At 55.0% G+C, this 13468-nt stretch carries 4 protein-coding genes and 1 tRNA gene; 4 read left to right on the forward strand and 1 reads right to left on the reverse strand.

Features of this window, described 5'->3' with window-relative positions:
* The first annotated feature begins 65 nt into the window (after positions 1–65).
* The 3 genes from RB_RS00330 (at position 66) to RB_RS00340 (ending at position 12034) form a co-directional block, all read left to right on the forward strand.
* Complete coding sequence (locus tag RB_RS00330; protein WP_164921274.1) at positions 66–7562, forward strand: DUF4347 domain-containing protein; 7497 nt, start codon at positions 66–68, stop codon at positions 7560–7562.
* Positions 7559–10540 carry an ATP-binding protein gene (locus RB_RS00335; RefSeq protein WP_011117769.1) on the forward strand — a complete coding sequence of 994 codons (2982 nt, stop codon included), beginning with the start codon at positions 7559–7561 and terminating at the stop codon, positions 10538–10540. Before RB_RS00330 ends, RB_RS00335 begins: the two co-directional genes overlap by 4 nt.
* A gap of 237 nt (positions 10541–10777) precedes the next feature.
* Positions 10778–12034, forward strand: a complete 1257-nt coding sequence (locus tag RB_RS00340) for an HD domain-containing phosphohydrolase (protein WP_007337813.1) — start codon at positions 10778–10780, stop codon at positions 12032–12034.
* A gap of 158 nt (positions 12035–12192) precedes the next feature.
* On the opposite strand, the gene RB_RS00345 is transcribed toward RB_RS00340, so the two are convergent.
* On the reverse strand, positions 12193–13119 hold the full coding sequence (locus tag RB_RS00345; protein ID WP_011117771.1) for a class I SAM-dependent methyltransferase: 927 nt from the start codon (positions 13117–13119) through the stop codon (positions 12193–12195).
* A 264-nt stretch (positions 13120–13383) separates the two neighbouring features.
* Here RB_RS00345 and RB_RS00350 point away from each other — a divergent pair.
* Positions 13384–13457, forward strand: a tRNA-Val gene (locus RB_RS00350).
* Positions 13458–13468: the final 11 nt, after the last annotated feature.

Consider the following 13468-nt stretch of genomic DNA (forward strand, 5'->3'; position numbering starts at 1 on the left):
TACCGTGAACAGACGTGCCTCGAAGACGTTGTCCCTTGTTCGAGCGCCGTTGTGCGAGGTATCTGATGTCAAAATTCGCGAATCACTGGTGGCAGCGATGCTGTCTGAGGGTGGATCATGTCGCGACATTGGCACAGCAGTCCGTGCGGGCGCGTCGGCCGGTGGCACTCGGCAAACGATTGCCAAAGATCGGCACGCTTGAGCCAATGGTGTTGTTCAGTGCCACGCCCATTGATCCGGCGATGATGGACGCCTCCGCGGGCGAAGGAGCGGCGACCGCAACGGTGATGGAAATCCCTTTGGATTCGGAAGCTGAATCTCAGCAGAGCAACACCGCATCGAGTGTCCAAAACCCTGATCAGCAATCGGCATCCGTTGCCAGCGAAATCATCATCATTGATGCCTTGACGCCGGACCTGGAGGCGTTGCTCGAAGACCTGCGTTTGCATCGCGAAGGCAGCGAAGTGATCGTTCTGGATGCGAACCGAGACGGGGTCACACAGATCACTGAAATTTTGGAGTCACGAACCAACGTTCGTGCGCTGCAAATCATTTCACACTCCGAACACGCTTCGGTTCGCTTGGGGAATCTTTGGCTCGGGGCAGAGAACCTGGACGCCTACGCTGGTGACATCGCATCGTGGCAGCATGCGCTGACATCCGATGCCGACATCCTGTTTTATGGTTGCGATCTCGCGACCGATGCAAATGGTAGAACGCTGGTTGATTCCATCGCGGCGCTCACCGGTGCGGATGTCGCGGCCAGCGACGATGACACCGGGCACGCACGCTACGGTGCGGATTGGGATTTGGAATACGCGACCGGTGTCATCGATGCGGACATCGTCGTCAGTGAATCCTTTCAGGAGACTTGGGGACACAAACTCGCGACGATCACGGTGACCACTTGGTTGGATGAATCGAACAACAACGGTGAAACCTCGCTTCGCGAAGCAATCACGCAGGCGAACGCCGGCGCCGGTGGCGACACCATCGTCTTCAGTGCCTCCTTGGACACTCCGACCGTTTTCCAACTCACTCGCCAACAAACCGAAGACGATGCGAACTCCTACGGCGACTTCGACATCCTGAAAGATCTCACCATCGTCGGGCACGGCATGAACATCACCATCATTGACGCGGACGATCTGAGTCGGATCTTTGACGTTCATGGCGGAACATTGACATTGTCGGATGTAACGTTGCAGGGCGGGAATGCCTCGGGCGACATGGGCGGTGCGATCCGAGTTGAGGCTCCATCTGCGGGGCTGAATTTGCAGCGAGCTTTGTTGACCAGCAACACGGCGACGGAAGGCGGTGCGATTGGCAACAAGGGAACGATCGAGTTGACCGACGTTGCGATCATCGGCAATGGTGGTGTGAATGGCTATGCGACCAATACGGGCGGCGGAATCACAAACCGAGGAGCGGCGACGCTTAACCGGGTCACTTTGTCGGGCAACGTTGCGACGGCCGGGGGTGCGATCTTTGTCGAAAACAGTGCGACTTCGCTGTCACTGACGAATGTGACGGTGAGTGGCAACACGGGTGCCAATGCGGGAGGTGGTCTCTACACAAAGGTGAATGCCGAGATCATTCATTCCACATTCACTTTGAATACGTCCAACATTGGCGGGGGCATCTTTGTCGAAGCTGGCACCACAACCGTTGCCAACACGATCGTCTCTGGCAACACGGCCACCTCTAGCAATCCAGACGTTCATGGGGCATTCACCTCCAACGGCGGAAACCTCATCGGCGATGTTGGATCGGCGAGCGGGTTTGGGGGGCAAGACTTTATTGGGGTGGCGGCGAATCTTGGGGCACTGGCCAGTAATGGTGGCTACGTACAGACTCACGCATTGCAAGCTGGCAGTGCCGCGATTGATCAAGCCATTGCTGAGAATGCCGTCGCCATTGACGCGAGGCAGTTTTCAACGTTGGATGGATTACCTGATGTTGGAGCCTTCCAGCGGCAGGGCGGCGTCATCAACCGCCTCTTTTGGATCGATCACGATCTGGGCACCGTTCAATCGGCCGCGTTGGATGGAACGAACGTGCAAACCTTGGTGAGCGGTCTGTCGAATCCCGAAGAGTTGTATGTCGATTCTGTGAATCAACATCTCTACTTTTCAGAAGCCGGTGAGAACCGCATTCGACGAGTGAATTTCGATGGTACCGGCCTGGTCAATGTGTTGACCGGGCTTGTAGCTCCACAAGGCATGGAAGTCGACTTAGTCGGTGGAAAAATTTATTGGGTGGAAGACGGTGCCGGATCTCACAATGAAGTTAAACGAGCCGACTTGGATGGTAGCAATGTCGAAACGCTCGCAACCATCACCGCTTTTTTGAACCTGACCATTCCCGACGACATTGAACTCGATCTTGTCAACGGGCACGTTTACTGGTCCGACGAGTTGACGCTCGAAATCAACCGCATGGATTTAGATGGATCGAATCGCGTCACAGTGATCTCGTCGGACAAGGGTGTGCGAGGAATCGCGATCGATTCAGTCAACAACAAGCTGTATTACGCTGTCGGTGCTTATTCCAATGGTGAAATCAGACGAGCCGATCTAGATGGTTCCAACCGAGAAACGTTGATCGATTCTGGTTTGGATGGGCCGAATGGAATTGAAGTCGATCCTGCGTCAGGAAAAATCTATTGGGCGGACAGCGGGTTGCCCCAGATTTCGATGGCAGACCTCGATGGTTCTAACGTTACAAATCTGGGAATTGCAGGTCTTCAACAGCCTCATGGGCTCGGGTTAGGCGCCCAAGATACAAACACGTCCCCGATGCATATCGGGTTCCGGCCCTCTGACGTTGTCGAAAACACGGACACGTCTGCTGGGGTTTCGGTAGGAACACTGTCAACGTTGGATATTGATGAAGACGAAACGTTTACGTACACGGTCACCGGTGGTGCCGATGCCGCCAAATTCACGATCGGAGGCGGGAATTCAGACGAGTTGATTTTAACCGATGGGGTGTTGGACTACGAAAATCAATCGTCTTACACCGTGGTCGTGAATGTTGAGGATTCTGCTGGCAACAACACCACGCAAACAATCACGATTCGAGTCGCCAATCAAGCAGAGATTGATGGGCTTTGGTTCACCACGGACAACGATGTGAGTGAGTCGGGTGTTGCCGGTCTAACAAACTGGGGCGAAGACCAGGTCATTCAAATCAGCGACCCAGGGTTGACGCTGGACGGGAACGGAGGCACCACGTCGGGAACCGCGTCCACAGTCGGCTTTCGTCTAGAGAACTTTATCAGCGATACCAATGTCGGCATCTCCGGAATGCATGCGGTCTGGTCCGGTCTGAGTGTCGGGTCGGGGGCCAACAGTTTTGAATTGCTGGCCGGTGACCTGATCTTTTCAATCGACAAGAGCGGCATTGATTTTTCTAGCGAAACGGAACCCGACAAGGAATTTGATCGTGAAGATGTGATCGTGTTCCGGGCATCGACGCCGGGTGACTACTCCTCAGGTGACTTCTTTTTCTTGCTCGACGATCCGCTTGATGGAGATGACATTCGAGGCATCTCGCTGGTCGAGAGCGAAGGCGGCGTCACCGTGGGCGACACGACTCTTGCTCAAGGCACGTTCCTGTTTTCTCATTCCGGTGGCAGCGAGCATGACCGTGTGATCACCTACCACGCCGATACGGTGGGCGAGTCCAACACGTCGGGCACCGAGACGGTTTTGATTGAGGGCAGCGACGGGGGCAATCTTGGCTTCACCGAGAAGATCGTAGGGCTGCATCTAGTTGAATCCAGCACAACGATCGGGGGCGTCGCCGTCACAGCGGGCGATCTGTTGATCTCGGTCCACGCCGGTAGCGAAGCAAACACAACGATCGGTGGCGTGACCGGCACCAACCAAGATGTCTTTCGCTTGACCATGACGTCCACTCGGATTGGCGGAAGCAATTCCGTGGCCAATGTCGAGTTGCTGTTTGATGGATCGGATATCGGTTTGGATCAACTGGATGATCAAGAAATCAACTCACTGACTTTTGCTGTTGGAACTTCTCCCAACACGCCCATCGGAGCGATTTCTGATGCCGATGCAGATCCCGACAGTGTCGACGAAGACGCCGAAATCGGAGACGCGGTCGGAATTCAGGCCTTCGCGACCGACTCGGACGGCGAAGCGGTCACGTATAGCCTTATCAGCGATCCCGATTCCAAATTCGCGATCGATTCCAATACGGGGATCGTGACGCTGGCGGCCACGTTGGACTATGACACTGCGACGGAGCATAGTTTCACCGTTCGTGCGACCAGTGCAGACTCTTCATTTACCGAAGAGACGTTTACGGTCCAGGTCATTGAAGCGAACGAAGCGCCCTCTTTGACCGTGACTTCGGTGCTAGGTTCGATTGCCGAGAATGCGGATTTGACCGGTGGGGTGCACGTGGCCAATGTCACGCTTACCGATGATGGAATTGGCACGAATACCTACTCGTTGACGGGAGATGATGCAAACCTGTTCGAGCTGCGTGATTCCGACACGAAACTGTATTTGAAGGATGGGGTGAGCCTGGATTTCGACACCAATAGCGTGTTGGATGTCACGGTCTCGGTGGATGACAACACGGTTGGTGGCACCCCCGATGACAGCGCATCGTTCTCCATGACGGTGACGGACGTGAACACAGCTCCCGTTGTGAGCCTGAGTCAAAGCGGAACATCGCTTGCGGAATCGACCGCGACGGGTTCACGGATCAAGATGGCTGACATCAACGTGACGGACGATGGCACCGGAACCAATGTGCTGTCTTTGTCGGGCGACGACGCGAATCTCTTTGAAATCGTTGGAACGGAGTTGTTTTGGAAAGGTGACGCTCCGCTGGACTTCGAAACGCAACCCTCGTTGGATGTGACGGTAAACGTCGATGATTCGACGTTGGGTAGCGGAATCGATTCCTCAACCGACTTCACGTTGACGGTGACCGACGTCAACGAAGCACCCAGCGTGAGCTTGGCCAACATCGTGACAACGATCAGCGAAGGTCAAGACTTGTCCTCGGGCATGAAAGTGGCAGACATCGTGGTTGACGATGATGATCTGGGGCTCGAAACATATTCGCTATCCGGCGATGATTCCGCTTTGTTTCGGATCGACGGAACTGAAGTCTGGTTGATTAACAACGCCACGCTGGATTTCGACACCAATAGCGTTTTGGATGTTACGGTCTCGGTGGATGACAACACGGTTGGTGGCACGCCTGATGACAGCGCATCGTTCTCCATGACGGTGACGGACGTGAACTCGGCTCCCGTTGTGAGTCTCAGTCAAAGCGGAACATCGCTTGCAGAATCGACCGCGACGGGATCACGGATCAAGATGGCTGACATCAACGTGACGGACGATGGCACCGGAACCAATGTGCTGTCTTTGTCGGGCGACGACGCGAATCTCTTTGAAATCGTTGGAACGGAGTTGTTTTGGAAGGGTGACGCTCCGCTGGACTTCGAAACGCAACCCTCGTTGGATGTGACGGTAAACGTCGATGATTCGACGTTGGGTAGCGGAATCGATTCCTCAACCGACTTCACGTTGACGGTGACCGACGTCAACGAAGCACCCAGCGTGAGCTTGGCCAACATCGTGACAACGATCAGCGAAGGTCAAGACTTGTCCTCGGGCATGAAAGTGGCTGACATCGTGGTTGACGATGATAATCTAGGCCTCGAAACATATTCGCTATCCGGCGATGATTCCGCTTTGTTTCGGATCGACGGAACTGAAGTCTGGTTGATTAACAATGCCACGCTGGATTTCGACACCAATAGCGTTTTGGATGTCACGGTCTCGGTGGATGACAACACGGTTGGTGGCACACCCGATGACAGCGCATCGTTCTCCATGACGGTGACGGACGTGAACTCGGCTCCCGTTGTGAGCCTGAGTCAAAGCGGAACATCGCTTGCGGAATCGACCGCGACGGGTTCACGGATCAAGATGGCGGACATCAACGTGACGGACGACGTCACGGGAACCAACGTGCTGTCTTTGTCGGGCGACGACGCGAATTTGTTTGAAATCGTTGGAACGGAGTTGTTTTGGAAAGGCGACGCTCCGCTGGACTTCGAAACGCAACCCTCGCTGGATGTGACGGTGAACGTCGATGATTCGACGCTGGGTAGCGGAATTGATTCCTCAACCGATTTCACGTTAACGGTGACCGACGTCAATGAAGCTCCCAGTTTTTCCATCGTTGATCCGATCACACTTGTTGCGGAGGACGAGGATCTCTCGGGCGGCTTGAAGGTCGCTGATTTGGACGTCACCGACGATGCACTTGGTGCCGAAACGTTCTCGTTAAGTGGTGATGATGCTGCATTGTTTGAAGTGATCGGCACCGAATTGTGGTTGCGAGCTGGAATCACCCTCGATGCGATCACAAATTCCAACTTGGACGTGACCATTGATTTGGACGATGCGAGTCTCGGTGGTGGTTCCGAGGACACCAAATCGTTGCAAATTCAAGTCACCACAACCAACACACCGCCAACGCTCAGCGATTGGCAAGACAACTCGCTGGCCGGTCAAACGGTCACCGTGCCCGCATCCGTTTTTGACGGTCTATCCAACGATGTGGACGGGCAAATCCTCACGGCTCATTTAAGTGCCGGCCCGCTGGTTGGAAATTTGAATATGCAAGCCGATGGCAGCTTCGTATTCACACCGCCCCCAGGATTCATTGGTTCAATCTCCTTCGAATGGACCGCGTTTGATGGGCGGCAACACAGTGCCGCGGCGACGGTGACGTTGACATTCCTGCCCGTACCAGTCGTGCCGACTTCACCCGCACCGACGCCACCGGAGGACACATCCGGATCCAATTCTGACGCGACCGATGGGGATTCCAAAGATTCCAACAGCGATTCAGATAGCGGCGACAATTCCGAAGACAGTTCCAATGATTCGGATTCGGAATCCGCCAACGAAGGCGACTCAGCAGAAGTTCTCGTCGGCATGCCGAACGCGGCCACAACCAATCCGGATGGAAACGCACAGCAATCGGGGCAATCCGGTGGTGCTGAAGAAGCATCGACGGAACTCGAACGGATGAATGCGAGTGTCAATGAAGCGAGATTGGCACAAGAGGCCGCTGAACGAGAATTGCAAATCGAAAGAAATCAGCTGGGGCTGACGCAAGCGGGCGGTCGAGTCCAGCGTTTGGATTTGGACTTTGATTTCGGATCCGACGGCGTCGCGATGACATCCATCGACTATGCCCTGATGACTCAACCAGGCGAGATGTGGGATCAGCTGGACAGTTATCAGCAAAGGGTCAATTCTCAAATCAATGGGGACCTGATTGTGGTTGGTACCGCCGGTGCGGCGGCATCCAGTGTGACTGTCGGCGTTGTGGCCTGGGCCTTACGCAGCGGATTGTTGTTGTCAGGATTGATTGCCCACATGCCTGCCTGGAGCGCGGTCGACCCGTTGTTGATCATGCAAGGATTCTCTGGAAACGGTGACGGAGAAACACTCGAAGAACTCATGGACCGCCACGACAAAGCGATGACAGACGAATGATAAGTCTCTATCAGCGTATTCCGATTCGCATTCGGATTTCACTCGGTTTGGTTGGTCTGATGGCCGGCAGTTTGCTGGTCGCCAGTGCTGCTGGATTCTTTCCGAACGAACAGGAAGAAATCCTTCATGGACGTGCGCGCTTGTGCGAAACGCTAGCAATCAGTGGAACCGCGATGGCCAGTCACGGTCAGGTAGACTCATTGCGGGTCACGATGGAATCGGTCGTTCATCGAGACCCCCAAATCTTGTCGATCGGATTGGTATCGAGCGAAGGTCAATTGCTCGTGTCCGCTGGTGAGCACACTGAGTTTTGGGACGACAGTCTGGAAGACGATGTCAATCAGATGAAAGTCCCCGTGTTCCGGTACGGAAAACAATGGGGCGAAATGCAGTTCGCGTTTGCATCAACCGGTGGTTTGTTCGGTCTGAACTATTGGGCTCCTGCTTGGTTGTTGATCGTCTTGATTCCCGCTTGTTTGATTCAGTTTTCGTTCTTCTTGAAGAAGACGCTGGAAAGTTTGGATCCGTCAGGGGCCGTCCCGACACACGTCGAAAATGCACTGGATACGATCACGGTCGGATTGGTTCTGCTGAACTCCAAAGGCCGCATCCTGTTTACCAACCGTCGTCTGAACCAATTGCTGTCGCAAGAATCAGCGGATTTGATGGGGAAGAAGATTGACGATTTGGAATGGCAGATGATCGCCGACACCGGTGCTGTGCTGCCATGGGAAGAAGCGAAACAAAATGACGATTCGGTCATGGATCGAATTCTTCAATTCGATAACAACGGTCGCATGCTGACCTTCAGCGTCAATTGCACGCCCATCGCCGGGCAAGGTTATCTGGTGACGTTCGAGGACATCACGCTGATCGAAGAAAACAAGGTCGCTCTCGCGAAAGCTCGTGATGCTGCCGAAAACGCCAACGCAGCCAAAAGTGATTTCCTGGCCAATATGAGTCACGAAATTCGAACGCCACTCAATGCGGTCCTCGGTTTCACTGATGTGCTGCGCCGCGGATTGGTGTCCAACGGTGACGAAGCCGTTGACCACCTGAACATGATCCATCGCTCGGGTGCGCACCTGTTGGAACTGATCAACGACATCCTGGATTTGTCCAAAATTGAATCGGGGCACCTGCAAACCGAGACGATCGACACCAGCCTGGACGACATCGTCACGGATGTGGCGAACACGTTGAAGGTCAAAGCCGACGAGCAAAACTTGGCGTTGAAGGTTGATTTCCGAACTGCCATCCCAAGAACGATCCAGTCCGATCCAACTCGATTGCGGCAGGTTATCACGAACTTGGTTGGCAACGCGATCAAGTTTACCGAAAGCGGATCTGTGTCGATTGTCACGTCGCTATTGAAGACGCCATCCAATGCGTTGGAAGGTTACGACCCAATCATTCGCGTCGACATCATTGACACCGGTATCGGGATGACACCGGATCAGCAAGCCAAAATCTTTGACTCGTTTGTGCAAGCCGACAGTTCGACCACTCGTAAATTTGGTGGAACGGGATTGGGGCTGTCAATCAGCCGTCGTCTGGCCGAGGCAATGGGCGGATCCCTGACGGTACACAGCGAAGTAGGGATCGGCAGTACCTTCCGCGTGGAACTTCCGACCAGCATTGCAAGCCTGCAAGACATGGTCAGTCCCGAAGAACTGGCTCGATTGGCCCAAGAAAAATCAGCCGGTTCGGTCAGCTCGGAGTTGCTGCGACTGCCCGGCAAACGAGTGTTGGTCGTCGACGACGGCGAAGCCAACCGTCGCCTCATCGAACTGGTGCTCAAACGCGCCGGTGCGACCGTGATGAGCGCCGAAAACGGTCAGGAAGCTCTGGACATGATCGCCGAAGGAAACGAGTCGGGATATCCATACGAATTGGTACTGATGGACATGCAGATGCCCGTCTTGGATGGTTACTCCGCCACACGATTGCTGCGTGAGCGAGAAGACACGACGCCTGTCATCGCACTGACCGGTAACGCCATGCGGGGTGACCGCGAGAAGTGCATGGATGCTGGTTGCGATGACTTCCTCACCAAACCCGTCAACTTGGACGAGTTGCTGGAAATGGTTTCGCAATACTTGGGAGAGGTCGATCCGGGCACGTTGCTCAATACCAAAACCATGGCGAACGAAACGTCCTCCGCGGCGAGCCTCAGCAGTGCAGGCATTCTGCCATCGATGCAGACACCAGTATCCGCCGCTTCCGCGTCTTTGTCGTCATCTGGTTCACCAGCGGCAGCATCAAGTGGTTTGCCATCTTCCGCCATTGTGCCAACCTTGCCGATGGACGACGAAGACTTCCGCGCCATTGCGGGTGACTTTGTGTCTCGATTGCACACCCGATTGGATGGCATTGAACAAGCGATCCAGGAATCCAAGTTTGACTTTGTGCACGGCGAAGCCCACTGGCTCAAAGGTGCCGGCGGAACCGTCGGTTTGGATGTCTTCACCGAACCGGCACGGACATTGGAACAAGCTGCGAAAGATGGTTCGCCCGACATCGCTCAATCGATTCTCAACGACATCCGCGAACTGCATGGTCGAGTGGCGATCCCGGGAATGGATCTGTCAAAGGAATCGAACCAGAGCGACTCTCTCAGTCCCGCGATCGCATCGGTCGATCCAGCGACCATCATCAACCCAATTCACTGTGCGTTGCCGCTGGACGACCCAGACTTCCACGCCATTGTCTCAGACTTCATCGTTCGGCTCGACCAGCGATTGGTGGACATGCGAAACGAGCTTCGCGACCAACGCTTTGATGCTTTAGAACTCAGCGCCCATTGGCTGAAGGGAGCCGGCGGTACGGTTGGCTATGGCGACCTGACCCAACCATCACGTGACTTGATCGACGCCGCATTGGCAGCCAATCCAGCGGACTGCGAAACCTATCTGTCGCAAATTGAATCAGTTCGTGCACGCATGATCCTTCCTGAACCGTTGCCACAATCGGTCTGAGTTCACCGTGTGAACGTGCTGTCGAGAAACGCAATGCGAGAATCGTCGAACAACGGTTTCTGCTGGCGAGGTTTTCTCGATCGGTGCGACCGACACAATCGTTCGGGTCGTTCGGGGGGCAAAAAGCAATCTCCATCAATTGGTGCTGGTCCGCGTTGCGCATCGTACCGTGAGGCATGTTTTTGAAACGTCCTCGACACTGCTCTTTTTGAAACCGCTCCCTTCGGACCACACTTGATGAACGCTTCCAATACCTCCACTGATACGGCCGTCTTCAGCGCGCCCGTCGTTCCTGGAAGTCATGGTGTTCTTCCTCAAGGAAACTCCGCCAAGCCCGTCGCGGCATTGCCCGGCAAGATCATGATCGTTGACGATGAGATCGCCAACGTTTTGGTCGTGAAGAAGTACTTGGAACGAGCGGGTTATCGAGATTTTGAAACGACGACCGATTCGACTTCCGCGTTTCGAATCCTCGAAACCAGCATGCCGGATGTGTTGTTGCTCGACATCAACATGCCCAATGTCGATGGCATCCAAGTCTTGGAGCGGGTGCGACAGGACCCACGTTTCAAACACTTGCCCGTGTTGATCCTGACTGCCAACACGGATGAACGAATCAAATTAGTCTGCTTAGAATTGGGCGCGACTGACTTTTTGCTCAAACCTGTTGACCCGATGGATTTGACACCTCGCGTCCGCAACTCATTGCAAAGCAAAAGTTTTCAGGATCGACTGCAGCATCATGCTGCCGAACTGGAACTCAAAGTCGAACAACGCACACGAGAACTGGAAGCATCCCGCCGCGAAGTCATCTACTGTTTGGCTCGCGCCGCCGAAATGCGAGACAATGACACTGGCAACCACGTCATTCGAGTCGGTCGCTTCGCCGGGATCATCGCCGCCGGGATGGGATTGCCCGATTGGTTTGTTCGTGACATCGAAATGGCCGCTCAGTTGCACGACGTTGGCAAGATCGCCATTCCCGATGCCATCTTGCTGAAACCTGGCAAACTCGAACCAGAAGAGTTCGACGTGATCCAGAACCACGTCAAGTTTGGCCACCAAATCATCCAGCCTCATACCAGCACGGATGCTCGCCGAATGCGAACGCATGTGGAGCTTGGTGCAGATATGCTTAGCAACGGCAGTGCATTGATGCGACTCGCCGCCAGCATCGCACAAACCCACCACGAAAAATTTGATGGTTCGGGTTACCCGCTCGGGTTGGCTGGCAGTGACATTCCTCTCGAAGGCCGAATCACCGCCGTCGCCGATGTGTTCGACGCCCTGTCCGCAGAGCGACCTTACAAGAAGGCGATGCCACGTGAGAAGTGTTTCTCGATTCTTGAGGAAGGCCGCGGCTCACACTTCGACCCCGATGTCTTGGATGCGTTCTTCGATTGCACCAAAGAAATCGTTCGCGTGCAGTTGGACTACATGGATCACTGCGAACCTACACCCGCACCCGCGGCCCCAAGCGAATCCAACGAATAAGAATCCTAACCAACCCGAACCTCCGCCAACCCGTAACTCGGCGGTCCCCCGCCGAGACCACGCGCACCGCAAACCCGCAGCGTCAGCAAGGCCACACCACCACAATCAATTGCCATTTTGCATTGATCACTTTGCAATTTGCAATTTCTCCGTTTTAGCTAGCCTTCATTCCAGACGCGAACAAAGAACCCCGCGTCCAGCTTCCGACCAAACTGGTCCGGCAACCGGAGACGTCCCGTATCGAACCGAAGCGTTCCCGCTGGTTGAACAGTCTGAGGAATCCGGTCCACCAAGTACGCCTGCACATCGTCTTGGTCAACGTCTGGCGAATGCCCTGTGATCAGCAATCGAAACGCATCCGGTTCCAACAACTTCAAACTGTCATCGATCAACGGCCACACATCGCGAGCTAAACGCCAAGCCTTCCCACTGGGACCATGCCCGTAGGCCGGTGGATCCATCACTATCGTGTGGTACCGATTTTCGCGTCGGACTTCTCGAGCCGTGAACTTGACCGCATCATCGACCAAAAAACGGATCGGTGGATCGTTCCATCCGTTCGCTTCGGCCGCCGCACGAGCCGACTGAACGTTCTGTTTGGCTGCGTCCACATGCGCGACCGCGAACCCAGCCGACACCATCGCCATGGTCGATGCACCGGTGTATGCGAACAAGTTGAGTGCCTTGGGACGATTGTCCGCTGAGGCTTCCGGCAACGAATGGGTTCGCAACCAATCCCAATTGGCTTGTTGTTCCGGGAAGACACCGATGTGTCCATATGGAGTCGGCGCGACCGGCATACGGAATCCGCCACACTCGACACAGCGTCCCGGTTTCCACTCCGCCCGATGATTCCATCGTTTCTCTTTTTCGTCAAAACGGCTGGCCACCACCTTCCACCGCGCACGTTGTTTCGCAGCCAAACCATCCGCTGCAGGAGACGGCCGATCGATCAGACGTCCGGCGACCAGTTCCAACTTTCGCCCGCCACCAAAGTCGACCAACTCATACTGATCGTCCGTGCGGCCGCCGGGCTTGTGCGAGGCATCTGATTCAGTCGAGCGAGAGGGATCCGGAAAATTCATGGCGAGCAGTGTATCTGCAACGCGTCACTTCGTGTCCCCAGGGCAAATCAATTGTTCACCCCCAACCACCCCCACCCATCTTCATCCCAACCCGAACGCGTCAGCGAGGGACCGGTCATCGTGCGGAAAGTTCCGGGCACACCCACCAGCCTTCCCCCCATCCAGCAATCGAGTCTTGTCACACATCGGCGCGGAAGTTAATCTTTCCGCCACGAAGCCCCTGGTACCGCGGCGAGTCCCACTCGCAGCGGCTAAAGGCCCTTCGGGCGATTAGCTCAGTTGGTTAGAGCGCTGCTTTCACACGGCAGAGGTCACAGATTCGAATTCTGTATCGCCCATTTCGGCAACT

Source organism: Rhodopirellula baltica SH 1 (assembly GCF_000196115.1).
Lineage (GTDB): Bacteria > Planctomycetota > Planctomycetia > Pirellulales > Pirellulaceae > Rhodopirellula > Rhodopirellula baltica.